Source organism: Mycolicibacterium llatzerense (assembly GCF_025331195.1).
Taxonomy (GTDB): Bacteria; Actinomycetota; Actinomycetes; order Mycobacteriales; family Mycobacteriaceae; genus Mycobacterium; species Mycobacterium llatzerense.
Map to the genome: position 1 here is coordinate 1,537,633 of NZ_LXOV01000001.1, position 22,713 is coordinate 1,560,345.

General features: G+C 65.4%; 24 protein-coding genes. 16 read left to right on the forward strand and 8 right to left on the reverse strand.

Features of this window, described 5'->3' with window-relative positions; translation table 11 throughout:
- Positions 1–85: 85 nt before the first annotated feature.
- The 4 genes from A7G45_RS07710 to A7G45_RS07725 all read left to right on the forward strand — a co-directional run bounded on the left by A7G45_RS07710 (position 86) and on the right by A7G45_RS07725 (position 3,295).
- The gene (locus A7G45_RS07710; RefSeq protein ID WP_377042141.1) at positions 86–706 is read left to right on the forward strand and encodes a nuclear transport factor 2 family protein; all 621 of its coding nucleotides are present in this window, start codon (positions 86–88) and stop codon (positions 704–706) included.
- Entirely contained in the window at positions 703–1,569 is an 867-nt protein-coding gene (locus A7G45_RS07715) for an oxygenase MpaB family protein (RefSeq protein ID WP_260935446.1), read from the forward strand. The genes A7G45_RS07710 and A7G45_RS07715 overlap by 4 nt, the downstream gene beginning before the upstream one ends.
- An 8-nt stretch (positions 1,570–1,577) precedes the next feature.
- On the forward strand, positions 1,578–2,042 hold the full coding sequence (locus tag A7G45_RS07720) for an SRPBCC family protein (protein ID WP_260935448.1): 465 nt from the start codon (positions 1,578–1,580) through the stop codon (positions 2,040–2,042).
- Between the two features lie 62 nt (positions 2,043–2,104).
- On the forward strand, positions 2,105–3,295 hold the full coding sequence (locus A7G45_RS07725; protein WP_260935450.1) for an adenylate/guanylate cyclase domain-containing protein: 1,191 nt from the start codon (positions 2,105–2,107) through the stop codon (positions 3,293–3,295).
- Here A7G45_RS07725 and A7G45_RS07730 read toward each other — a convergent pair.
- Positions 3,292–4,629: a WS/DGAT/MGAT family O-acyltransferase gene (locus A7G45_RS07730; RefSeq protein ID WP_260935452.1), complete on the reverse strand. Its 1,338-nt coding sequence runs from the start codon at positions 4,627–4,629 to the stop codon at positions 3,292–3,294. The genes A7G45_RS07725 and A7G45_RS07730 overlap by 4 nt on opposite strands.
- 7 nt (positions 4,630–4,636) lie before the next feature.
- Positions 4,637–5,320 (reverse strand): TetR/AcrR family transcriptional regulator, encoded by a 684-nt coding sequence (locus A7G45_RS07735; protein ID WP_260935454.1) that lies wholly within the window; start codon positions 5,318–5,320, stop codon positions 4,637–4,639.
- Between the two features lie 102 nt (positions 5,321–5,422).
- On the opposite strand from A7G45_RS07735, the gene A7G45_RS07740 reads away from it, so the two are divergent.
- The gene (locus tag A7G45_RS07740; protein ID WP_260935456.1) at positions 5,423–5,989 is read left to right on the forward strand and encodes an ester cyclase; all 567 of its coding nucleotides are present in this window, start codon (positions 5,423–5,425) and stop codon (positions 5,987–5,989) included.
- The gene (locus A7G45_RS07745) at positions 5,986–6,774 is read left to right on the forward strand and encodes an MBL fold metallo-hydrolase (protein ID WP_260935458.1); all 789 of its coding nucleotides are present in this window, start codon (positions 5,986–5,988) and stop codon (positions 6,772–6,774) included. Before A7G45_RS07740 ends, A7G45_RS07745 begins: the two co-directional genes overlap by 4 nt.
- Here the strand turns inward: A7G45_RS07745 and A7G45_RS07750 are convergent.
- From A7G45_RS07750 to A7G45_RS07760, 3 genes are all read right to left on the reverse strand, one after another.
- On the reverse strand, positions 6,731–9,598 hold the full coding sequence (locus tag A7G45_RS07750) for an MMPL/RND family transporter (RefSeq protein WP_260938050.1): 2,868 nt from the start codon (positions 9,596–9,598) through the stop codon (positions 6,731–6,733). The genes A7G45_RS07745 and A7G45_RS07750 overlap by 44 nt on opposite strands.
- A 20-nt stretch (positions 9,599–9,618) precedes the next feature.
- Positions 9,619–10,017, reverse strand: a complete 399-nt coding sequence (locus A7G45_RS07755) for an MmpS family transport accessory protein (protein ID WP_043402709.1) — start codon at positions 10,015–10,017, stop codon at positions 9,619–9,621.
- Positions 10,018–10,194: 177 nt separating this feature from the next.
- Positions 10,195–10,659: a hypothetical protein gene (locus tag A7G45_RS07760; protein ID WP_260935460.1), complete on the reverse strand. Its 465-nt coding sequence runs from the start codon at positions 10,657–10,659 to the stop codon at positions 10,195–10,197.
- A gap of 127 nt (positions 10,660–10,786) precedes the next feature.
- Between A7G45_RS07760 and A7G45_RS07765 the strand changes: the two genes are divergently transcribed.
- The 3 genes from A7G45_RS07765 to A7G45_RS07775 are packed head-to-tail and all read left to right on the forward strand — an operon-like array spanning position 10,787 to position 14,166.
- A complete protein-coding gene (locus tag A7G45_RS07765) occupies positions 10,787–11,767 on the forward strand; it encodes a phosphotriesterase family protein (RefSeq protein WP_260935462.1) in 981 nt (326 codons plus the stop codon).
- 11 nt (positions 11,768–11,778) lie between these two features.
- Positions 11,779–12,270 carry a metallophosphoesterase family protein gene (locus A7G45_RS07770; protein WP_260935464.1) on the forward strand — a complete coding sequence of 164 codons (492 nt, stop codon included), beginning with the start codon at positions 11,779–11,781 and terminating at the stop codon, positions 12,268–12,270.
- Positions 12,271–12,288: 18 nt separating this feature from the next.
- Entirely contained in the window at positions 12,289–14,166 is a 1,878-nt protein-coding gene (locus tag A7G45_RS07775; protein ID WP_260935467.1) for an alkyl/aryl-sulfatase, read from the forward strand.
- A gap of 64 nt (positions 14,167–14,230) precedes the next feature.
- On the opposite strand, the gene A7G45_RS07780 is transcribed toward A7G45_RS07775, so the two are convergent.
- A complete protein-coding gene (locus A7G45_RS07780; protein ID WP_260935469.1) occupies positions 14,231–15,676 on the reverse strand; it encodes a carotenoid oxygenase family protein in 1,446 nt (481 codons plus the stop codon).
- 70 nt (positions 15,677–15,746) lie between these two features.
- Between A7G45_RS07780 and A7G45_RS07785 the strand changes: the two genes are divergently transcribed.
- Entirely contained in the window at positions 15,747–16,409 is a 663-nt protein-coding gene (locus A7G45_RS07785; RefSeq protein WP_260935471.1) for a TetR/AcrR family transcriptional regulator, read from the forward strand.
- Here the strand turns inward: A7G45_RS07785 and A7G45_RS07790 are convergent.
- On the reverse strand, positions 16,406–17,164 hold the full coding sequence (locus tag A7G45_RS07790; RefSeq protein WP_260935473.1) for an SDR family NAD(P)-dependent oxidoreductase: 759 nt from the start codon (positions 17,162–17,164) through the stop codon (positions 16,406–16,408). The genes A7G45_RS07785 and A7G45_RS07790 overlap by 4 nt on opposite strands.
- Positions 17,165–17,181: 17 nt before the next feature.
- On the opposite strand from A7G45_RS07790, the gene A7G45_RS07795 reads away from it, so the two are divergent.
- Positions 17,182–17,790: a histidine phosphatase family protein gene (locus tag A7G45_RS07795; RefSeq protein ID WP_260935475.1), complete on the forward strand. Its 609-nt coding sequence runs from the start codon at positions 17,182–17,184 to the stop codon at positions 17,788–17,790.
- 9 nt (positions 17,791–17,799) lie between these two features.
- A complete protein-coding gene (locus tag A7G45_RS07800; RefSeq protein WP_260935477.1) occupies positions 17,800–18,819 on the forward strand; it encodes a phosphotransferase family protein in 1,020 nt (339 codons plus the stop codon).
- On the opposite strand, the gene A7G45_RS07805 is transcribed toward A7G45_RS07800, so the two are convergent.
- Positions 18,816–19,205, reverse strand: a complete 390-nt coding sequence (locus A7G45_RS07805) for a lipopolysaccharide assembly protein LapA domain-containing protein (protein ID WP_260935479.1) — start codon at positions 19,203–19,205, stop codon at positions 18,816–18,818. The two genes, A7G45_RS07800 and A7G45_RS07805, sit on opposite strands and share 4 nt — an antisense overlap.
- Positions 19,206–19,311: 106 nt before the next feature.
- Here A7G45_RS07805 and A7G45_RS07810 point away from each other — a divergent pair, with 106 nt between their 5' ends.
- The 4 genes from A7G45_RS07810 to A7G45_RS07825 are packed head-to-tail and all read left to right on the forward strand — an operon-like array spanning position 19,312 to position 22,710.
- Positions 19,312–20,277 (forward strand): ABC transporter substrate-binding protein, encoded by a 966-nt coding sequence (locus A7G45_RS07810; protein WP_043402736.1) that lies wholly within the window; start codon positions 19,312–19,314, stop codon positions 20,275–20,277.
- On the forward strand, positions 20,274–21,383 hold the full coding sequence (locus tag A7G45_RS07815) for an ABC transporter ATP-binding protein (RefSeq protein ID WP_260935482.1): 1,110 nt from the start codon (positions 20,274–20,276) through the stop codon (positions 21,381–21,383). The genes A7G45_RS07810 and A7G45_RS07815 overlap by 4 nt, the downstream gene beginning before the upstream one ends.
- Positions 21,368–22,012 (forward strand): ABC transporter permease, encoded by a 645-nt coding sequence (locus A7G45_RS07820; RefSeq protein WP_043402741.1) that lies wholly within the window; start codon positions 21,368–21,370, stop codon positions 22,010–22,012. Before A7G45_RS07815 ends, A7G45_RS07820 begins: the two co-directional genes overlap by 16 nt.
- The gene (locus A7G45_RS07825) at positions 22,009–22,710 is read left to right on the forward strand and encodes an ABC transporter permease (RefSeq protein ID WP_276555023.1); all 702 of its coding nucleotides are present in this window, start codon (positions 22,009–22,011) and stop codon (positions 22,708–22,710) included. The genes A7G45_RS07820 and A7G45_RS07825 overlap by 4 nt, the downstream gene beginning before the upstream one ends.
- The last annotated feature ends 3 nt before the right edge of the window (positions 22,711–22,713 follow it).

Here is a 22,713-nt window from a genome sequence, read left to right on the forward strand (position 1 = left end):
CTCAAAACCCTTGAAAGGCAGCATCTTCATGACCAAGATCAGTGAACTCGGACCGTCACCGGAGCACGCCAAGTACCAGGCCCTGATGCCCAAATTCTGGGAACGCGTCGGGCAACAGGAGAAGCTTGCCATCGAGCGTGGGCTGCCCGCCGAGGGGATGTTCGACTTCGCGCAGGTCTGGTTCTCTGCGTGGGCCGAACAGGACATCAAGAAGATCGACTACTGCCTTGCCGACGAGTGCAGCTACATCGACAGCTCGACATTCCAGGTGAACAAGGAAGGCCGGCAGTTCACAATCGACAACTGCCAGGCCAGTTTTGACATCTTCCCGGACTTCGCGTTCTACCCGCAGGACGGCACCATCCGATCGCTGCCGTACGCCGACTACTTCGAAGGGCAGTGGCGCATCACGATCCCGTGGCGTGGAGTCGGCCGGATGACGGGCGAAACCGTCGTGCCCGGTCTGGACGTGACGCTGCGCGGCACGGGCCGCTGCCTCAATTTCATCGGCATCGACCGCTATACGCTGACCGACGACTTCAAGATCAGCCACATCGATACCGACTGGGACATGCTTTATGGCGCAGCGCAACTCGCTGGGATCGGCTCTTTGGTGCACAACGAGCGCCTGCAGAAAATCGGCATCCGGACGGCTTCGGCAATGTCTCCGATCGTCCGAGCGCTCACTCGGCTGACAACCCGATGACCTCGGCGCTGGACCAGAATTCGCTGCTGTGGCGATGGGCCGGCGACATGCGCATCGCATTCGAAGGCGGTGCGGCCGGGCTGCTGCAGACGATGCATCCGGCAATCGGCTACGCGCTGATCGAGCATTCCAACTTCTTCGATGACCCGGTGGACCGGGTATTCCGTTCCCTGCCAGGAATTCTCGGCACCGTCTATCGTGCCGACGGTGCCGCCACGGGGATCGGTGTCCGCGACTACCACCGCGACATCAAAGGCGAGATGCCCGACGGGCAGCCGTATCACGCGCTGAATCCGAAAACCTACTGGTGGGCGCACGCCACCTTCCAGCGGATGGTCGACCGAGTGGCGACCTATTGGGACACCTACCCGTTGACCGACAGCGAGCTGCAGCAGCTCTACGACGAGGGCTGCCTCTGGTATCACCGATACGGCGTCAGTGACGCACCACTGCCCGCCGACCGCCAGGCGTTCGAGGCAGAGTTCGAGCGCTACTGCACCCAAGTGCTGGAACCGAATCCAGCATCGGACTACCTGATTGCCTTCATCAAGCGTCAAGCCATCCCCGATATGAGCGCCTCGCCGTTCTTCCCTACGCTGCCCGGCTTGAACGGGGTCACGGACCGCCTGCTGCCGATGCGCTCGACCCGAACGGTGCTCGCGCCGCCGATGCGACTGACCATCTTTGGTGGCCTGCCCGAGGTTGTGCGAGAACGATTCGAGATTCGATGGACCCGCACCGATGAGCGGGCGTACCGTGCCATCCGGGCAACCATCCGACAGGGCTGGCCGCTGGTGCCCAGGCCGTGGCGTTGGCACGAAGAAGCGCGGATGGGTTGGTCGCGGGTCGAACGAGGTAGGTAGGAGCATGAATGCCGACAGTTGAACATTCCGCCGAGTTTTCGGTACCCGCCGATGTGTGCTTTGCATACATCGACAGCGCCGACAACGTTCCCAAGTTCGTGTTCGGCGCCAAGGCATTTGACTATCTGGTGCCCACCGCGCCGCGGCTCGGCGCCAAGTTTCTGTTGCGCATGCAACTCGGTCCGATCAAGTTCGCCCTCAACGGTCACGTATCCGAGTACGTAGACGGTCAGATCATCGCCCTGTCACTCGACGACGGCCTCATCACCGGCACCGTGGTGTGGGGTGTGACGCCGGTCGACGCCGAACGGTGTTCGACGTCCGCGGAGATCCGCTACCAGGTCGGCGGCGGCCTGGCCGGCCGTGCGCTATCCAAGGTCATCGATTCCATCCTCGAGCCCGGTATCAAGTACACCGAGTCGAAACTGCGAGAACAGGTCACCGCGCACTATCGAGCCCTCGCTACGGACTGACCGGGTCCGCTTCGGGGCGGAATCGACAGCTGACGTGCGCCTTCAGCGATACGCTGCCGGACATGTCGCCCGGCGCAGCGTCCGCAGAGAGCCTGGCGCGCCGTCGACGGGTGCTGACCGTGGCCGCCCGCATCGGCGCGGTGGTCGCTGTCTTCCTCGGCGGGTTGGCCATGCTCGCCGGCGAGCGTGGCCTGTGGATCGGGGCGCTTGCCGTCGTGTGCGCCCCGGTCTATCTCGTGGTCCCCAGGCTGTACCGCTTCGGTGAACTCCACGCCCCGCTGATCTTCATCGGTATCGCGTACTCCCTGACCACTCTCGTGACGGCGTATGTAGGACGCGGATCGGGGCAGCAGCTGTACTTTCTGGTCGCCGCTTCGCTCGTCGTGCTGATCCTCGGCATCGAGCACATCGTGCTGGCATCAGTCGTGGCGGCGGTCGGGGCCGGGCTCACCATTGCGCTGCAGTTCCTGGCGCCCGTCGACACCGGGGTCCAGCCGACATGGGCGACGACCCTCGGGTTCGTCATCTCGGTGGTGTCGTCGTGGATCCTGGTGGTCGCGACCGTCTGGTATGCGATGCGCGAAATCGGCCGTGCGGAAACTGCTTTGGCGAGTGAGTACGAACGCTCCGAGTCGCTGCTGGCCAATATCCTGCCGGCGAAGATCGCGCAGCGGTTGAAGGATCCGTACCGGGATGTCATCGCCGACAGGTACGACGACGCGTCGGTGTTGTTCGCCGATATCGCCGGATTCACCCAGCGCGCAAGCGATACCACGCCCACCGAACTGGTCCGGTTCCTCGACGGCTTGTACACCGACCTGGACACCCTGGTTGATCGGCACGGCCTGGAGAAGATCAAGACCAGTGGCGACTCCTACATGGTCGTCAGCGGGGTGCCGGAGCCGCGACCCGACCACCTCGAGGCGCTGGCGGCCCTGGCGCTGGACATGGTCGACGCCGTGGCGGAACTGAAGGACCCGGGCGGCCGCCCGGTGCCGCTGCGCATCGGGCTGGCAGCCGGCCCGGTGGTCGCCGGCATCGTCGGCGCCCGGAAGTTCTTCTACGACGTCTGGGGTGACGCCGTCAACGTTGCGGCACGTATGGAGACCACCGACGTCGAAGGCCGAATCCAGGTGCCCCAGAACGTCTATGAGCGACTCAAGGACTCATTCGTGCTCGAGGAACGAGGGCCGGTCGAGGTCAAAGGCAAAGGCGTGATGCACACCTGGTACCTGGTCGGCCGCCGAGCTTAGGCGGCGGCCTGCTCCAGTTCGTTGAGGGCTTCGCGGGCATACACGGCCAGGCGCTGCAGGTGCGGCATGGTGTCGCGGCAGCCGACGAACCCGAGGATGACCTTGTCGGTGTAGCCCACCAGGGTGATGTTCAGCCCGTAGCCGTCGCACAGGAACGACACGGGGGCGATCAACTCCAGCTGTGCGCCACCGAGATACAGCGGATCCTTGGTCAGGACCACGTTGGACACCGTGAGGTTGAACAGCGGCGGAATCTTGGTCAGCGCACCGGTTTTCTGGCCGATGGTCAGCGGCAGCAGCCCCATCAGCGTGTAGTGGTTCAACGCGTTCGGTGACATCGCGAGCAGTTCCTTCTTGCCGCGGGTGGTCGAGGCGTTGATCACCGCCAGCCGCTCCAGCGGGTCGGATTCCGTTGTCGCCAAAGGACAGACGAAGCCGGCGGCCGCGTTCAAGGTGTCTTCGTCCCGCTCCCAGCCGACCGGCACCGAGGCGGTCAGGGTTTGGTCGGGCAGCTCGCCCTGCTCGTCCAGGTAGCGGCGCAGGGCCGCGCCACAAACGGCGAGCGTGACGTCGTTGACGGTCGTGTCGGTGGCTTTGGCGATCGCCTTCAGGCGGGAGAGTTCGAGAATCTCGACCGCCAGTCGACGCTGCGGGGTGAGCGTCGCGTTGAACGGCGCCCGCGGCGTGCCCAGGGTGGCGCCCACGTGGCTGTTGTCGCCGCCGATCATGCCGACCAGGCTCTTCACCAACTCGGCCGAGCCGGTGACACCGTCGGCCGTCCGGTTCCAGAGTTCGTACGCGACCGACGCGAGCCGATTGCGGTCTGGCACCTCGGCCTTCGGCCCAACCTCGGACAGCGGCACGTAGCGGTCGGGTTCGGTGCTCAACCACTTCTTGATGGTGTTGATCGCGCCCATGCCGTCCACCGCACAGTGGTGGGCCTTGAAGTACATGGCGAAGCGCCCGTCGGACAGGCCCTCGATGAAGTGCGCCTCCCAGAGGGGCCGGCGCATGTCCAGGGGGTGGGCGTGCAACCGCGCAACGAGCTTGCCCAAATCGGTTTCGCTCCCTGGGTACGGCAGCGCCGAGAGCCGGACGTGATAGTCCGGATCGGGCTGGACGGTGTGCCACTCGGGGAAGATGCCGTCGACGATCTGACTGTCGAACGGGAACGGCAGGAACGAGAGTGTGGAGAACGCCTCGTACAGCTTGCGGACGTAGTCGGGGCCGGCGCCGTCGGGCAGCCGGAACGTCAGCAGGGCACCGATGTGCATGGGCGTCCGGTCGGACTCCATCCGGTAGAACATCGTGTCGACAGCGCTCAACAACCGCATGGCAGCACTATGTCAGGCGCGCCAGCTGGAACGCGACGAAATCGACCACGAAATCCACGCCGGACGCGAATTCCGCGTCCCGGTCGAAGCGCGCGAGAAAGGGCGCGCACGCAACCACTTCCGGTAATGCGGATTCGTCGAGTTCGGCTTGCCTGGCTGTGATGTCGGCGGGATCGCCGCTACCGAACGTGGGGCCGGCGGACACCTCGCGAAGCAGCATCCCGACGACACTGGCCACCAGGACGCGGGTGAGGCGCACGGCCTGCTCGGGGTTCGCGCCGCCTTGACGCAGTATCGACAGCAGGGCATCGACGGGGGTGAGTCCGGCGAGCGTCGACATCTGCCGGGTGAGCACCAGCGTCGCGGCCTCGGGATGGGCGAGGGTCACCCGACGGAACTCGTAGGCCAGAGCGCGAAGGTCGGTCCGCAGGTCGCCCGTCGGCGTCGGCGGCCGGAGCTGTCCGAGCAGATGTTCGGCCACGGCGTCGAGCAGATCGTCCTTGTCGGCGACATGGTGGTACAGGCTTTTCGCGTCGACACCGAGCAGTCGGCTGACCGATCGCATGCTCACCGCGGCGATGCCCTCGTCGTCGATCACGGTCAGCGCGGCTTCGCGAATAGTCGATCGCGTCAACTGTGCCAGCGCCTTTGGTGGTCGCCCGCGGCGCGGAGCTGGGGTGACCGCGTTCATGGCGCCATTCTTGCGCAGACCCTTGCAAATTTCCACACCGTGGGATTATCCTCGATTAATCCCACGGTGTGGAAATACTTCACGGCCCGAACAGGAGGGCGCATGACGCTCCGCTTCGCCATTCCGTCCATCGAGGTGTTGCAGGCTCGCGAAAAGCTTGTCCTCGACCACTTTCACGACGAGGTGCGCCAGGACTGGGACGACGTGCTGGCCACCTTCCCGCATCCGCACTACGAGATCATCCCGACGCTCACTGTTCACGACGGCGACGCCGACGTGCGTGGCTACTACCACGACACCCGGGTCGCGTTTCCCGACCAGGACCACGAGATCATCGCGCTGCGGCACAGTGCCGACGCGGTGATCGTCGAATTCTGGCTGCTGGGAACGCATCTGGGGCCGCTGGGCGGAATCCCGGCCACGGGCTCACGGCACCGGACGCGGATGACGGCGTACTTCGTCTTCGACGAGAACGAGAACCTGATCGCCGAACGCATCTACTTCGACACGCTGACAATGCTGAAACAGCTTGTGGGAGGCCTCAACCTGCGCGACCCACGAAACTGGCCCGTGGTCATCCGCGGGCTGCGCGGGCTGCTGGCCATGTCCAGCCAGCCTGACGCCCGACTCATCGATACCCCGCCCGCTGATCTGACCGCGTCGCCATGAAGGTCCACCACTTGAACTGCGGCACCATGCACCCGCGTTTCGTCCCCGACGGGTTGGTGTGCCACGTGCTGCTGGTGGAAACGCCGGGCGGTCTCGTGCTCGTCGACTCCGGACTGGGGCTGCGTGACGCCGAGTCGCCGGCCAGCCGCTTCGGCCCGGCGCGCTTCTACGTCCGGCCGGTCTTCGACCCGGCCGAAGCCGCCGTCAACCAAATCCGCAGGCTCGGATTTCAGCCCACCGATGTCCGGCACATCGTCCTGACCCATTTCGATGCGGACCACGTGGGCGGTCTTGCCGACTTCTCTTGGGCCCAGGTGCATCTCACCAACGCCGAAGCATTTGCGGCACTGCACCCGAAGACCCTCGTGGAGAAGCAACGGTACTTGCCCGCCGGACACGCCCACGGGCCACTGCTCGTCGAGCACTCACCCGCGGACACCGAGTCTTGGCGCGGTTTTGCCGGCGCCAAAGACCTGACCGCGATCGCCGACGGCATCGTCTTGATCAACCTGCCAGGGCACACGCGTGGGCACGCCGCGGTGGCGGTCGACGCCGGAAACCGCTGGATTCTGCACGTGGGCGACAGCTTCTACCATCACGGCCAGCTCGACGGCAGCGGTAGCGCACCACGAGCGCTGACAATGATGGAACGCTCAGTCGCCTTCGACTGGAGTAAGGTGCAGGCCAATCACCAACGGCTGAGCGAACTTTGGGCTGCGGGCCAACCGGATCTACTGCTGGTCAACGCTCATGACCCGCAGCTGCTTCGGCGCGCGGCCACCTAGCCTGGTACGGCTGTAGCGGCCGTTGCCGCACGAACGTCGGCCACCAGAACCACGGACCCAGTAGCCGCACCAGACACGGCACGATGAACGACCGCACCACCAGGGTGTCGAGCAGCAGGCCGATGCAGACGGTCGACCCCATCTGCCCGATGGTCCGCAGATCACTGGAGAGCATCGCCAGCATGGTGAACGCGAACACCAGACCGGCGGACGTCACGACGCCACCGGTGCTGCCCAGCGCACGGATGAGGCCGGTGTTCAGGCCGGCGTGGATTTCTTCTTTCAGCCGGGCAACTAGCAGCAGGTTGTAGTCCGAGCCGACGGCCACCAGCACGATGAACGTCAGCGGCAGGATCAGCCAGTGCAGATGCAGGCCGATCAGGTGCTGCCAGATGAACACCGACAACCCGAACGCTCCCGCGTAGGAGAAGGCCACGGTGCCGGGAATGACCAAGGCAGCCACCAGGGATCGGGTGATGATCATCATGATCAGGAAGATCAGCACGAAGGCCGCGATGGCCGCGATCATCAGGTCGTTCTTCGAGTACAGCTGGATGTCCTTGTTGTTGGACCCGGAACCACCGATGTAGATCTTCGACCCGGCCAGCGACGTTTCCTTCAGCGCGATCTTGATGGCGTCGGGGAACTGCTCGACGTGCTCGATGCCCTCGGGGCCCATCGCATTGCCCTCGTGGGTGACGATGAAGCGCGCGGCATGCCCGTCGGGCGACATCATCAGTGCCATACCGGTTTTGATGTCGTCGTTGTCGAACGCTTCGCGCGGGATGTAGAAGAAGTCGTCACTGCGCGACGCGTCGAAGTCGTTGCCGACGTTGATCATGTCGTCGAACGTCTGGTCGGTGTTCTTGTTCTGAATATCGGTGGGGCCGTAGTTGTTGACGATCAACGCCAGTAGCGCCTGATTGTCGGACACCGTCTGCCGGAGCAGTGAGACCATCTGCGGCATCAGGCTGTCGATAACCTGAAATGAGCCGACCGCCTTGCCGATGTCGGCGGCCAGGTTGTCGACCTTGTCGATCACGTCGAACAGCGACCGGAACGACCAGCACACCGGAATGTCGAAACAGTGTGGCTCCCAATAGAAATACGCACGCAGCGGGCGCATGAAGTCGTCGAGGTTGGATACCGCGTCACGCATGTCGTTGGTGACCTGCTCCATGTCCTCCAGGGTCAACACCGTGTTGTGCAGTTCGTCGGCGAGTCGCTGGGTCAGGTCCGCCGTCTTCTGCAGCACTTCGATGCTGTGCGCGGTGATCTTGGCCTGCTTCGCGGTGTTCTCGTTGTTGTGCTGGGTGAACGGCAACTGCTGGCCGTTGCCGCTGCCCTGCGTGGTGAAAAGGTAAGGGATGGAGGCGTGTTCGAGCGCCCGGCCCATGGGTCGGGTGATGCTCTGCACCATCGCCACGCCGGGCAGCCGGATCAGGGCCTTGGCCACCCGGTCCAGCGAGATGAAGTCCGCCGAGTTGCGCATGTCATGGTCGGCCTGGACCATCAGCATCTCGCTGAACAGCTTGCTCTTCGGGAAATGCCGGTCAGCGGCCTGAAATCCCTGATTAGCCGGGGCATCTGACGGCTGGTAGGTGCGATCGTCGAAACTGACCCGGTACGTCGGGACGAACACCGCACCCGCCGAGACGACGGCGACACTGGCCACGAGAATCGGCTTGGGCCAGCGCACCACGGCGGTGCCGATGCGGCGGTACAACTTGGCCTTGACCGCTTGCTTCGGGTCGAAGAGCCCGAAGAGGCTGCCGACGCTGAGCAGTGCGGGCCCGATGGTCAGGGCACCGGCGATGGTGATCAACATGCTGACCGCCACAGCGGGACCCATGGTGTGGAAGTAATTCAGCCGGGCGAACGTCAGGCAGGCGCAGGCGCCCGCGATGGTCAGGCCGGAGCCGACGATGACGTGCGAAACACCCTTGTAGGCGGTGTAATACGCGTCTTCACGACTCTCGCCGGCCAGGCGGGCCTCGTGATATCGGCCGATCAGGAAGATGCCGTAGTCGGTACCCGCACCGAGGGTCAGTGAGATGACCATGTTGGTGGCAAAAGACGACAACGGGATGAAGCCGTAGTGCCCGAACGCGGAGATCACGCCCTTGACCGACAGCATCAGCAGGATCACCCCGAAGAATGGCACCAGCATCGTGACGACGGAGCGGTAGACCAGCAACAGCATGAAGATGATCAGGAACATCGTCGCGATGGTGATGTTGTTCAGGCTCGAGTTCGCGATGAGGACGGTGTCGGCGGCCAGTGGCGCCGCGCCACTGACGTAAACCTTCAGTCCGGCAGGCGGATTGGAGCTGTCGACGATTTTCCTGACAGCGTTGACCGAGTTGTTGGCCTCCATCTGCCCGATGTCGCCGGCCAGGCGGAGCAGGACGTAAGCGGCTTTGCCGTCGAGGCTCTGCGCGCCGGCGGCGGTGATCGGCTTGCCCCAGGTGTCCATGACGTACTGCACGTGCGTGCTGTCCGCCTTGAGCGTGTTGACCAGGCCGGCGTAGTAGTCGCGATCCTGCTCGGTCAGGCCGCGGTCGGCCTCCAGCACCAGCATGGTCAAGCTGGTCGAGGTGGACTCGTGGAATTCCTTGCCGATGGTCAGCATCGCGACCTGGGATGGCGCGTAGGTCGGCACCATCGGCCCGGCGAGCTCCTCGGCGACGCGTTCGATCTGCGGCACAAAGGTATTCGTGATCACCGCGAGCAGCGCCCAGAAGACGATGATCGGGATGGCCAGGAACCGCACGGTTCTGGCGACGAAGGGGCGCTTCGCCGCGCTGTGTGCGGGGCGGGCGATCGGGGCGGTGTCGGTGTCGGTCACGCGGACTTCACCCGGCAGGCGACGTCGGCGTTGCCGTGGTCGTCGGATTGTTCATCGCGGACAACGTCATTCACCTTCATCCGGCAGCCGACGGTGCCGCCGTGCACCTGGATCGAGATGCTGCCGGAGACCACGGTGAGGGTGGTGGTCTCGGTGTGTGACCACGGCAGTTCGGTGAGGTCGACCTTGTGGGGGTGGCCGCTGATGTCGACGTACGACAGCAGGCCGCCGGAGCCGAGGGTGCCGAAGACCTCATAAGTGAGGGTCTTGGGGGTGAACTCCGGAGGAGCCTGCGGCGGGTTGACCGCCAGCACCGGTCCCGGCTCGGAGAATTCGTGGACCTTGACCATGCACAGCACGCCGACGGCGATCGCGATGAGGGCGACCAACGGCATCCAGGCGCGTGCGAGGAATCGTCTGCCGGTAGAGCGCTGGCTCACTCGATCACCTTTCGACATCAGAGTTCTATATCAACTAGATTGAGATGAGTCGGCGTAAAGACTATCAGTCAATCGACGCCGGAGAAGTCCCACATATTCCGCGCCATAGAAAGGCGAGGTGAGAGCGTCCAGCTAATTCCCAGAATTCACCAAGGTGACGGTCGCGAGGCGCTTTTTCAGTTTGATCACCCGGAAGATCTGCGTCGTCACATTGATGGACGAGATCATGGCGATGATCCCGAGAAAGGTGCGCTCCGAAGGGGTTGCGCCGTGTAGTTGTTCCAGGCTGCCGAGCACGTAGAAACAGCCCAGCGAAAAGATGGCGAGGGGAATTGCGAACGTCATCAGGGTCCGCTGATTGTTGACCACCTGGGTCGCATATTCCAGTTCTTCAGGGGTCATCGGCTGGCGCTTTCGGACCTTGGTGAGCACCGTCTGCTTGGCCCGCACGCCCTCGGCCATCGGCAACTGGGGTTGTTTTCGGAGGCGCTGAATGTAGAAGAACATCACCGTGGCGGCGAACAGCAGCGTCAAGAGGGCGACGTCGGCCAGCTTGCCGAACAGGTGCCAGTCGGTGCCGAGGAAGTTCCAATCCATGCGGACACTCCTTTGCGGTTCTGGATGTGTGGGACGTTACCTCAGCTAACTGGGAACATGTGGGCGGTGTCAACTCGATTGACATGGGGTCTTGATGCCCGAGGATCGATGGCACAGACTGGCGGTGATGACGAACGTGCAGACCGTCAGGGGCCCGGTGCCTGTCGACCGACTCGGGGCGACGCTCATGCATGAGCACGTGTTCATCCTGGGCGACGAGATTCGGCAGAACTTCCCCGACTATCCGTCGCCGTGGGATGAGGAGACCCGCGTCGCCGATGCGATAGAGCAACTGCGCCAATGCAAATCACGCGGCATCGATACGATCGTCGACCCCACGGTGATCGGTCTGGGCCGCTACCTGCCCCGCATCCAGCGGGTCAACGAGCAGGTCGACATCAACATCGTGGTGGCGACAGGCATCTACACCTACAACGACGTGCCGTTCCAGTTTCTGCACACCGGCCCTGGCCGGCTGTTCGACACTCCGGAGCCGATGGTCGAACTGTTCGTCCGAGATATCCGCGAGGGCATCGCCGGCACCGGGGTCAAGGCGGCGTTCCTGAAATGCGCCATCGAGCACCAGGGGCTGACGCCGGGCGTCGAGCGGGTGATGCGCGCCGTCGGCCAGGCCCAGGTGCAGACCGGCGCCCCCATCACCGTGCACACCGACGCGCACAGCCGCTCCGGCCTCGTCGCGCAGCAGGTGTTCGCCGAGGAAGGTGTCGACCTGACCAAGGTCGTCATCGGGCACTCCGGCGACAGCACTGACCTCGACTACCTGTGCGCACTCGCCGACGCCGGGTCGTACCTCGGTATGGACCGCTTCGGGCTCGACATCCTGCTGCCGTTCGAGCAGCGGGTCGACACCGTGGCGGCGCTGGCCAAACGCGGCTATGCCGAGAAGATGGTGCTGGCGCATGACACCTCGTGCTTCATCGACTGGTTCTCGCATGAGGGCAAACTCGCCGCGGTGCCCAACTGGAAGCTGACCCACATCAGCGACGACGTGCTGCCCGCACTGCGGGAGCGTGGCGTCACCGACGAACAGCTCACCACCATGCTGGTGGACAACCCGCGCCGGTATTTCAGCGGCGAGATCGCCTGAGCGGCAGCGGGATGCGTCTACTGCTGATCTCCGACACCCACGTGCCCAAGCGGGCCCGGGACATGCCCGCGCAGGTCTGGGACGAAGTGGCGCGCGCCGACGTGGTGCTGCATGCCGGCGACTGGGTGGACGTGGCATTGCTCGACGAACTCGAGCAGCGGGCAGCGCGTCTGGTCGCCTGCTGGGGCAACAACGACAGCGACGATCTGCGCGCGCGGCTGCCCGAGCGGGCCGACGTCACGCTCGACGGCGTGCGGTTCACCATCACACATGAGACCGGCGCGTCCGCCGGACGCGATGCCCGCATGGCCCGGCTGTACCCCGACACCGACGTGTTGGTGTTCGGGCACAGTCACATTCCCTGGGACAGCACCGCGGCCACCGGACTGCGGTTGCTCAACCCCGGCTCACCCACCGACCGCCGGCGCCAGCCGCACTGCACGTACATGACAGCGACGATCGACCAGGGTGTTCTCGCGGAAGTGGTGTTGCACGAGCTGTGAGATGGAAAGGTGGTCGGTATGGAGCAGAAGCCGCCAACCGATGCCATCGCCGCCGCCAACCGCGCACACACCGCGTCGCTCCCGTTCGCGGACACCCGGGACTTCGACGACGCCGACCGCGGGTTCATCGCCGCGCTGGAACCGTGTGTCGTCACCGCCGCTGACGGAAGAGTGGTGTGGGACAACGACTCCTACAACTTTCTGAACGGCGACGCGCCGGACAGTGTGCACCCGAGCCTGTGGCGGCAGTCCCAGCTGTGCACCAAACAGGGCCTGTACGAAGTGGTGCCGGGCATCTATCAGGTCCGCGGTCTGGACCTGTCGAACATCAGCTTCATCGAGGGCGACACCGGTGTCATCGTCATCGACCCGCTGATCTCCACCGAGACCGCCGCCGCGGCGCTCGCGCTGTATCGCGCCCAGCGCGGTGATCGTGAAGTCCGGGCGGTCATCTACACGCACAGCCACGTCGACCATTTCGGTGGCGTGCTCGGCGTGACCTCACAGGCCGAGGTCGACGCCGGTGCCGTCGCGATCATCGCTCCCGAGGGCTTCACCGAACATGCTGTGCAGGAAAACGTCTACGCCGGAACGGCGATGGCCCGCCGCGCGGGCTACATGTACGGCGCGGCACTCGATCGCGGTCCGCAGGGGCAGGTCGGCTGCGGTCTGGGGCAGGTCGGGTCGACGGGTGAGGTGGCACTGATCGTGCCGACCCTCGACATCAAGGCGACGGGCGAGACGCACACCATCGACGGCGTCGAGATCGAGTTCCAGATGGCGCCCGGCACCGAGGCCCCCGCCGAAATGCATTTCTATTTCCCGAAATTCCGGGCGTTGTGTATGGCCGAGAACGCCACCCACAACCTGCACAACCTACTGACGCTGCGTGGCGCACTGGTGCGCGACCCCCACGGCTGGGCCGGTTACCTGACCGAGGCCATCGACACCTTCGCCGGCCGGGCCGACGTCGTCTTCGCATCCCATCACTGGCCGACCTGGGGCCAGGACAACATCGTCGAATACCTTTCGGTGCAACGGGATCTGTACGCCTACCTGCACGACCAGACGCTGCGGCAGCTCAATCAGGGCTACACCGGCATCGAGATCGCCGAAACCTTCCAGATGCCACCGGCTTTGGAGCAGGCCTGGCACACCCACGGCTACTACGGGTCGGTCAGCCACAACGTGAAAGCGGTCTACCAGCGCTACATGGGCTGGTTCGACGGCAACCCGGGCCGGCTCTGGCAGCATCCGCCGGCCGCGGCAGCGCCCCGCTACGTGGCGGCCATGGGCGGCATCGACCGGGTCGTCGAGCTGGCGCAGGCCGCGTTCGACGAGGGTGACTTCCGTTGGGCGGTAACCCTGTTGGATCACGCAATCTTCACCGACGAGCACCACGCCGCCGCCCGGGAGCTGTACGCGGACACCCTGGAGCAGCTGGCCTACGGCGCCGAGAACGCGGTGTGGCGCAACTTCTTCCTGTCCGGCGCCACCGAACTGCGCGTCGGCAACTTCGGCACCCCGACGCAGTCGGCATCACCGACGATGCTGGCGCAGTTGACGCCTGAGCAGATGTTCGACACTTTCGCGATCAACGTCAACGGCCCGCGCGCGTGGGACCTGAACCTCGCGATCGACGTGACGTTCCAGGACGTCGCCACCAACTACCGGCTGGCGCTGCGCAATGGAGTTCTGGTGCACCGCAAGGTCACGGCTGACCCGGGCACCGCGCAGGCCACCGTCACCCTGGCGAACAAGTTGCGGCTCTTGGCATTTGCCGCCGGAGACACCAGCTCGCCAGGCGTGGAGGTGGCCGGTGACACCACCGCGCTCCCGACACTGCTGAGCGTCGTCGACCGGCCCGACCCGGCGTTCAACATCATCACCCCCTGACGCCGAGTGGCCAGTTGCAGCACGCGATTTCGTGAAAAGCGTGCTGCAACTGGCCTTTCGGCGATCAGGCGGTCGGTACCCAGTTGCCGTGGAATCCAGCCGGTACCCGGTGCGGAATCTTGATGCTCGCGACGTCCTCCAACGTCTGTGCGTCGAGGATCGCCAGCTCGCTGCGGTCGGTCGCCTCGTCGTAGACGTAGCCCATCAGCACCCCGTCGTCTTCGGCCGCGGTCGGCGATGACGGGTGGAAGACGAACTCGCCCAGCATCTTCCCGGCGCCGAAGAAGCGCGTCGCGGTGCTGCCGGCGATCAGGTCGTGCTTGAGCAGGGTGTCGCTGCCGCCCGCGCCTTCGCTGACGGTGGGTGCGTAGCCGTAGCGGTGGCGCTTGCCGACCAGGCGCTCGTCGAGGCGGGGGAACTCCTGCGGATGATCGTCGAAGCGTTCCTCGCGGACCTTGCCGTCGCCCAGGTCGACGGTCCAGCGCTCGAGGGTGGGCGACCCCTCGTTCGGCCCCAGCTGGTCGGTGTCGAACATCTTCGGGTGCCGTACGACATCCAGGATGATCGTGTTGTCGTCGGGGGAGTCGTACGCGTTCAGCGGGTGGAAGACGTAGCACGGCTCGACGTCGAACCAGCGGACGTCGGCGTTGCCGCCATCGCGCGGCATGACGCCGACACGTGCCGGATATTTCGGGTTCCACGAGTACGGCATCCGGCGGTCCCGCTGGTTGAGGTTCGGCTGCCGGGCGGTGACGGGGTCGGGGATCTTGACCCGACCGATCAACGAGGACAACAGAAGTCGCGCGGGCACCCGCAGTGCCTTGGGCACTGCCATCTCCGCGACGATCCGGGCGTCGAACGTCACGGGCAGGTCGTAGAAGATCACGTGCCGCTCGGTCAGCGAGAAGTCGTGCATCATCGGGCTGCCGTGCACTTCGATGTCGACGGTGCGCTTGGCGCGGCCGTCGGTGCCGATCACCGAGTACTGCACGGTGTTACCCCGCGCGAAGCTGTACGAAACAGCATGCAGCTCACCGGTTTCCGGGTCGCGTTTCGGGTGTGCGGTGTAGCCGCCGCTGAGGGTGCCGTCGAAATCGCAGACGCCGACGGTGTCCAGCTCCTCGCTCAGTTCGTAGTTGGCCAGGCCGCCTTCGACCAGCGCCAGCGTCTTGCCGGCGTGGCCGAGCACGTTGGTGTTGGCGCCGATGCCGGACGGGCCGAAATGTCCTTCGGGGGCCGGCTCGCCCAACGTGTGGGCGGTCATCGGGCCGCGGACCCACCGGTTGCGGTACCACTCGGCCTTGCCGTCGCGGATGCGGACGCCATGGACCATGCCGTCGCCGATGAACCAGTGGTAGAGCTCCGGATCGATCTCGCCGATCGGGTTCGGGCCGTTGCGCAGATAGCGACCGTCCAGATAGTCCGGGATCGTGCCGGTGACGGTCAGGTCGGTCAGGGTGAATTCGTCGTGCAGTGGCGCGAACGCGCCTTCCAGGTAGCGGTTGGTCATCCCAGAACCTCCATAACAGTGTTATTGGCTGTGGTTACTGGTATAACACTGTTATGAGAGGTGCGCAAGAGTGAGCGATGAAATTCGTCGGCAATTGATCGAAGCCGGTATCGCGATTCTGGAGCGCGACGGTATCCAGGCGCTGAGCGTACGCAAGCTCGCCGCCGAGGTCGGCACGTCAACCATGGTGGTGTACACACACTTCGGTTCGATGACGGGCGTGGTCGACGCCATCGCGAGCGAGGCGTTCGACCGGTTCGCCCAGGTGCTGGCCGGGGTGCCGGAGACCGACGATCCGGTGGCCGACTTCATCTCGATGGGGTCCGTGTATCACCGCTTCGCGATGGACAAACCCCAGCGTTACCAGCTGATGTTCGGCACTGTCGCGCCGGCGGCACTGCTGACTCAGCGCAATGATCTGACCGTCACCGGCCACGCCGGAAGCTCGGACGCGTCGTTCCAGACGCTGCGTCGTTCGGTTCGCCGGATGATCGAGGCCGGACGTGTTCGCGACGGCGATGACGCGGCGATCGCGGGCCGTATCTGGAGCGTCATCCACGGCGGCGTAATGCTGGAGATGGCAGGGTTTTTCGGCCATGAAGGGCACGGCTTGATGGAAATCCTGACGCCGCTCATCGTGGACGTTCTGGTCGGGATGGGTGACGAGCGCACGCGGGTGGAGGCATCGCTGGCCGCCGCCATCAGTGCCTTGGTGGCGGCCAGATCCAGCTAGGCGAAACCGCCGTCGGCCCTCAAGATCGAACCGGTGGTGAAGCTCGATGCGTCGGACATCAAAAACAGTGCGGCGCCGACGATTTCGCGCGGGTTGCCGGCGCGCTGCAGGGGCAGTGAGCGGAAGGCGTTCGACGTATCCTCGCCCCAGGCCTTGCTGATGTCGGTGAGGAACGGCCCGGCCATCAGGGTGTTGACCCGCACCGTCGGGCCGAATGCCTTCGCGAAACCCTCTGTGAGCGTGTTCAATCCGGCCTTGGCGGCGGCGTACGGCAGCATGTAGGCGTCCGGACGCAGCGAGCCCGACGAACTGATGTTGATGATCGACCCGCCGCCGTCGGCCACCATGCGCTCGCCGACCAATGCCGACAATCGGAACGGCCCCTTGAAGTTCAGGTTCACCACCGCGTCGAAGAGCTTCTCCGGCACCGAGCCCAACGACTCGTACAGTGGTGACATCCCGGCGTTGTTGACCAGCACGTCGACCTTGCCGAACCGGGCATACGCGGCATCGACCAGCCCGTCGAGTTCGTCCCAGCGTCCGACGTGCACCTGGTGGGCAAGCGCGGCGCGTCCCGTCGTCTCGACGATCTCGTCGGCGGTGGTCTGACACGACTCGAAGTTCCGGCTGGCGATGATGACGTCGGCGCCGCAGTGCGCCGCCGCGAACGCCATCTCGCGGCCGAGTCCGCGACTGCCCCCGGTGATCAGGACCACCCGGTCAGTGAGGTCGAAGAGTTCGTCGGCATACCCCATGGCTTTATGGTGACACGGTGCAATTGCTTCTGATCCGTCATGCCCTGCCGCTGCGCAATGAGCCCGGCGAAGGTGCCGACCCCGACCTGTCCGAGGAAGGCATCGCCCAGGCCGGCCGGCTGCCCGACGCGCTCAAGCGGTACCCGATCACCCGGCTGATCAGCAGCCCACAGAAGCGCGCCATCCAGACGGGCCAGCCGGTGGCGGACGCGCTCGGGCTGCCCATCGAGATCGACGACCGGCTCGCCGAGTACGACCGCGATATGGAGCAGTACATCCCGATCGAGCAGATCGCGGCCGAGCACCCCGAGGAGATGGCCCGGCTGATGTCCGGCCACCTGCCCAGCAGCGTCGACGAAGACGCGTTCCTGGCCCGCATCGCCGAGGCCATCGCAGATATCGCGAGCGAAGCCGAGGCCGACGACACCGTCGCGATCTTCAGCCACGGCGGCGTCATCAACGGGCTGCTGCACGACATCCTGCCGACCGAGCGCATCCTGTCGTTCCAGGTCGACTACACCGGCATCACCCGGCTGCTGTCCTCGCGCAGTGGCCGGCTCGCGGTCGCCGGAGTCAACAGCGTCGAACACGTGTGGGACCTGCTGCCGAGAAATCAGCGGTGGTAGACAGATCGGGTGACCAGTCTCGACGGTTTGGATCTGACTGCCCTCGACGCGCACCTGCGTGAGATCGGGGTGGCCCGCAGTGGTGAGTTGCGTGCTGAGCTGATTGCCGGGGGCCGGTCGAATCTGACGTTCCTGGTGTTCGACGATGCTGCCAAGTGGGTGTTGCGCCGGCCGCCGCTGCACGGTCTGACGCCGTCGGCGCATGACATGGCTCGCGAGTACAAAGTTGTTGCGGCGCTTGAGGGTACGACGGTGCCGGTGGCGCATCCGGTGACGATGCGCAATGACGATTCGGTGCTGGGTGCGCCGTTTCAGATGGTTGATTTCGTGCCTGGCCGGGTGGTGCGGTATTCGGCGGAGCTCGACGCGCTGGGGGACCAGCAGGCCATCGACGCTTGCGTGGACGCTTTGATCACGGTGCTGGCCGATCTGCATGCCCTGGATCCGGAAGCTGTCGGGCTGGGGGACTTCGGTAAGGCCAACGGGTATCTGGAGCGGCAGGTGCGGCGTTGGGGTTCGCAGTGGGATCTGGTGCGGCTGCCCGACGATCCGCGCGATGCCGATGTGCGTCGGCTGCATGGCTTGCTGGCTGAGAAGCTGCCGCCGCAGAGCCGGGCGGCGATCGTGCACGGGGACTACCGGATCGACAACACGATGCTCGACGCGGTCGATGCCACCAAGGTGCGGGCGGTGCTGGACTGGGAGATGTCGACCTTGGGGGATCCGCTGTCGGATGCGGCGTTGATGTGCGTCTACCGGCACCCGATGTTCTCCATGGTGCATTCCGACGCGGCCTGGTCCTCGGACAAGATCCCGCCGATGGACCAGCTGGCCCAGAAGTACTCGGTTGCGGCTGGGCAGCCTTTGGATCATTGGGAGTTCTATCTGGCGCTGGCGTACTTCAAGCTGGCGATCATCGCGGCCGGTATCGACTTCCGGGCCCGGATGGCCGCCGGCGGGGCGGGCCACGACGATCCCGTCGGTGAGGCCGTCGCGCCGCTGATCGCCGCCGGCCTCGCTGTCCTCTAGAGCCCGGCCTTCAGGTTCTTCTTCGCGGCCAGCCGCAGTTGCAGGATCCGGGTGGTGGCGACCGCGAAGGTCAGCAGGCCGCCGGCGATCGCCGCGAGCAGGATGGTCACGCCCAGTTGCACCTGGTGCAGCTTCCAGCCGAGCAGGACGATGTCGACCGGGGTGTCGTTCTGGATGACGAACACCAGCAGCAGGATCAGGATCAGGAAACCGAGAACCAGCGCTGACCACAGGGCCGCCGTGCGGGTGAACTTCACCGCCGACTCGGGAGTCTTGGGCGACTTCGACGATTTGGGCGACTTTGGCGCCGCAGGTTCGGCGTGGGTGGGCGCGGCCTCGGGCGTCGGCTCGGTCGGCTCGGGGGTCGACGCGTGATCGCTACTCATAGGCACCATCTTGACTGTTCTGCGGGCAGGATGCCGGGAACTGCGGCACCAATTTTCGAATAACGCTAGGGTCGGCCTGAGTGCACGACGCCGAAAGGACGTTCGGATGGACTTTGGGGGAGCCGGGGCGCGCACTGCCGCACCTCGCAGACTTCTCGCCGCTCTGGTCCTGCTGCTCGCTGTCCTGCTGACCGGATGCGGCAGCGCCAATCCCCTCGGCGGGGGCAGTATCTCGGGTGATCTCAAGTCGATCGTGGTGGGGTCCGCCGACTTCCCCGAGTCGAAGATCATCGCCGAGATCTATGCGCAGGCATTGGCCGCCAACGGCTTTACCGTCGGTCGGCAATTCGGCATCGGCAGCCGCGAGACGTACGTCCCTGCAGTGAAGGATCATTCGATCGACCTCATCCCCGAATACACCGGCAATCTGCTGCAATACTTCGATCCGAAGACCACGGCCACGGCCGCCGATGACGTCGAATTGGCACTGGCGCGAGCGCTTCCCGGTGATCTGTCGATCCTGACCCCCTCCCCGGCCGCCGACACCGACACCGTGGCCGTTTCGTCGGAGACCGCCAAGAAGTGGAACCTGAAAACCATCGGTGACCTGGCGCAGCATTCGGCGCAGGTGAAATTCGGTGCGCCGTCGGAATTTCTGCAGCGGACCGAGGGGCTGCCAGGGCTGAAGGCCAAGTACGGCCTCGACATCGCGCCGGTCAACTTCATCGCCATCAGCGACGGCGGGGGACCGGCCACGGTCCGGGCGCTGGTCGACGGAACCGTCACCGCGGCAGATATTTTCAGTACCTCACCCGCCATCGTCCAGAACAACCTGGTGGTGCTCGACGATCCGAAGCACAACTTCCTGGCCGCCAACGTGGTGCCACTGGTGGCATCGCAGAAGAAGTCCGATCTGCTCAAGACGGTGCTGGACGCCGTCAGCGCGAAACTCACCACGAAGGCGCTCATCGAGATGAACACCTCGGTGTCCGGTAACAGCGGTGTCGACGCGGACCAGGCCGCGAGAAAATGGGTGCAGGACAACGGGTTCGACAAGCCGGTGAGCCGATGATCACATTCGACAAGGTCACCAAGAGCTACGGCAGCGCCGTCGCTGTCGACGAGCTGAGCCTCGAGATCGCCGAGGGCACACTGTCGGTGTTCGTCGGGCCGTCCGGCTGCGGCAAGACCACCTCCATGCGGATGATCAACCGGATGATCGACCCGACATCCGGCACCTTGACCGTCGACGGTGCCAACGTCGCCACCGTCGACCCGGTGCGGCTGCGCCTCGGCATCGGGTACGTGCTGCAGAGCGCCGGGCTCATGCCGCACCTGAAAGTGGTGGACAACGTCGCCACCGTGCCGGTGCTGAAAGGCGAATCACGCCGCAGCGCAAGGAAAAAGGCGCTGGGCGTGTTGGAGCGCGTCGGACTCGACGTCAAGCTCGCCGACCGCTACCCGGCCCAGTTGTCGGGCGGGCAGCAGCAGCGGGTCGGGGTGGCCCGGGCGCTGGCCGCCGACCCGCCCATCCTGCTGATGGACGAGCCGTTCAGTGCGGTGGACCCCGTGGTCCGCGAAGACCTGCAGGCCGAAATCCTGCGGCTGCAAAGCGATCTATGCAAGACCATCGTGTTCGTCACGCACGACATCGATGAGGCCGTCAAACTCGGCGACCGTGTCGCGGTGTTCGGACCTGGCGGCACGCTGCAGCAGTACGACGCACCGCAGCGGCTGTTGTCCAACCCGGCCAACGCATTCGTCGCCGGATTCGTCGGTGCCGACCGCGGCTACCGGGGCCTGCAGTTCCGCGACACGACCGGACTTCAGCTGCGCGACATTCGTACCGTCGCCGAACCGGCCGTCGACGCACTGGAACTCGGCGACGGCCAATGGGCGCTGGTGGTCAACGCCGACGGCACCCCGTACGCGTGGATCAACGCCGACGGAGTGCGCCTGCATCGCCTCGGAAAGTCCTTGTACGACAGCACCATCGCCGGTGGCTCACTGTTCCGACCCGACGGCACCCTGCGACTGGCGCTGGACTCGGCGTTGTCGTCCCCGTCCGGGCTGGGGGTGGCGGTCGATGAGCAGGGCCACGTGATCGGTGGCGTGGGCCTCGATGATGTGATGGCTCTCATCAAGAGCCGTAAAGGCCCCCAATGCGATACCTGCTGACCCACCTCGAGACCGCTTGGGTGCTCACGCAGATTCACCTGCGGCTGGCACTGCTGCCGTTGCTGATCGGGGTGCTCATCGCGGTACCGCTGGGTGCCTATGTCCGGCAGCGGCCACGGCTGCGGCGAGTCAGCACCATCACCGCCAGCATCATCTTCACCATCCCGTCGCTGGCACTGTTCGTGGTGCTGCCGTTGATCATCCCGACGCGAATTCTCGACGAAGCCAACGTCCTGGTCGCCCTGACGCTGTACACCGTGGCGCTGCTGATGCGGACGGTGCCCGAAGCGCTCGATGCCGTCCCGGCGGAGACACGGGAGGCGGCCACCGCCATCGGCTACCGGCCACGCACCCGCTTCTTGAGAATCGAACTGCCCCTGGCGATTCCGGTCCTCACGGCCGGGATGCGCGTGGTCGCCGTCACCAACATCTCGATGGTGTCGGTCGGTTCGGTGATCGGCATCGGCGGGCTCGGCACCTGGTTCACCGAGGGCTATCAGGCCGACAAGAGCGACCAGATCATCGCCGGCATCATCGCGATCTTCGTGCTGGCAGTGGTCGTCGACCTGCTCATCCTGGCCGCCGGCCGCCTGGCCACACCATGGACCCGGGCGAAGGCACCGGCATGAACTTCCTGCACCAGGCCCTCGCCTACATCTTCACCGCGGCCAACTGGACCGGCCCGGCGGGCCTCGGCATGCGGATGCTGGAACACCTGGAATACACCGGCATCGCGGTGCTCTGCAGTGCCCTCGTGGCCATTCCCGTGGGCATGTACGTCGGGCACACCGGCCGCGGCACGGCCCTGGTGGTCGGCGGCGTCAACGCCCTGCGCGCCCTGCCGACCCTCGGTGTCCTGCTGCTCGGCGTCCTGCTGTGGGGACTGGGCCTGCTGCCGCCGACCGTGGCCCTGATGCTGCTGGGCATTCCGCCCCTGCTGGCCGGGACGTACGCCGGGATCGCCAACGTCGATCCGGTGGTGGTCGACGCCGCCCGCGCCATGGGCATGACCGAGCGCCAGGTACTGCTGCGCACCGAGGTGCCGAACGCCATGCCGCTGATCGTCGGCGGGCTGCGGACCGCGACGCTGCAGGTGGTGGCCACCGCGACTGTCGCGGCCTACGCCAGTCTGGGTGGGCTCGGGCGGTTCCTGATCGACGGCATCAAGGTTCGGCAGTTCTATCTCGCGCTGGTCGGCGCCCTGCTGGTGGCAGTGCTCGCCCTGACTCTCGACGCCGCCTTGGCGTTGGCGGTGCGGGCATCGCGGCCGGGACCGTCCGGACTTGCCATCGCGGCTGCAAAGCCGGGCCTTCGTCGCCTACGGTAGACG

Excerpts from the sequence above, each read along its gene's own strand:
- A7G45_RS07710 (WP_377042141.1), top strand. The coding sequence starts at position 86 with ATGCCCAAATTCTGGGAACGCGTCGGGCAACAGGAGAAGCTTGCCATC.
- A7G45_RS07715 (WP_260935446.1), top strand. The coding sequence starts at position 703 with ATGACCTCGGCGCTGGACCAGAATTCGCTGCTGTGGCGATGGGCCGGC.
- A7G45_RS07720 (WP_260935448.1), top strand. The coding sequence starts at position 1,578 with ATGCCGACAGTTGAACATTCCGCCGAGTTTTCGGTACCCGCCGATGTG.
- A7G45_RS07725 (WP_260935450.1), top strand. The coding sequence starts at position 2,105 with ATGTCGCCCGGCGCAGCGTCCGCAGAGAGCCTGGCGCGCCGTCGACGG.
- A7G45_RS07730 (WP_260935452.1), bottom strand. The coding sequence starts at position 4,629 with ATGCGGTTGTTGAGCGCTGTCGACACGATGTTCTACCGGATGGAGTCC.
- A7G45_RS07735 (WP_260935454.1), bottom strand. The coding sequence starts at position 5,320 with ATGAACGCGGTCACCCCAGCTCCGCGCCGCGGGCGACCACCAAAGGCG.
- A7G45_RS07740 (WP_260935456.1), top strand. The coding sequence starts at position 5,423 with ATGACGCTCCGCTTCGCCATTCCGTCCATCGAGGTGTTGCAGGCTCGC.
- A7G45_RS07745 (WP_260935458.1), top strand. The coding sequence starts at position 5,986 with ATGAAGGTCCACCACTTGAACTGCGGCACCATGCACCCGCGTTTCGTC.
- A7G45_RS07755 (WP_043402709.1), bottom strand. The coding sequence starts at position 10,017 with ATGCCGTTGGTCGCCCTCATCGCGATCGCCGTCGGCGTGCTGTGCATG.
- A7G45_RS07760 (WP_260935460.1), bottom strand. The coding sequence starts at position 10,659 with ATGGATTGGAACTTCCTCGGCACCGACTGGCACCTGTTCGGCAAGCTG.
- A7G45_RS07765 (WP_260935462.1), top strand. The coding sequence starts at position 10,787 with ATGACGAACGTGCAGACCGTCAGGGGCCCGGTGCCTGTCGACCGACTC.
- A7G45_RS07770 (WP_260935464.1), top strand. The coding sequence starts at position 11,779 with ATGCGTCTACTGCTGATCTCCGACACCCACGTGCCCAAGCGGGCCCGG.
- A7G45_RS07775 (WP_260935467.1), top strand. The coding sequence starts at position 12,289 with ATGGAGCAGAAGCCGCCAACCGATGCCATCGCCGCCGCCAACCGCGCA.
- A7G45_RS07780 (WP_260935469.1), bottom strand. The coding sequence starts at position 15,676 with ATGACCAACCGCTACCTGGAAGGCGCGTTCGCGCCACTGCACGACGAA.
- A7G45_RS07790 (WP_260935473.1), bottom strand. The coding sequence starts at position 17,164 with ATGGGGTATGCCGACGAACTCTTCGACCTCACTGACCGGGTGGTCCTG.
- A7G45_RS07805 (WP_260935479.1), bottom strand. The coding sequence starts at position 19,205 with ATGAGTAGCGATCACGCGTCGACCCCCGAGCCGACCGAGCCGACGCCC.
- A7G45_RS07810 (WP_043402736.1), top strand. The coding sequence starts at position 19,312 with ATGGACTTTGGGGGAGCCGGGGCGCGCACTGCCGCACCTCGCAGACTT.
- A7G45_RS07815 (WP_260935482.1), top strand. The coding sequence starts at position 20,274 with ATGATCACATTCGACAAGGTCACCAAGAGCTACGGCAGCGCCGTCGCT.
- A7G45_RS07820 (WP_043402741.1), top strand. The coding sequence starts at position 21,368 with ATGCGATACCTGCTGACCCACCTCGAGACCGCTTGGGTGCTCACGCAG.
- A7G45_RS07825 (WP_276555023.1), top strand. The coding sequence starts at position 22,009 with ATGAACTTCCTGCACCAGGCCCTCGCCTACATCTTCACCGCGGCCAAC.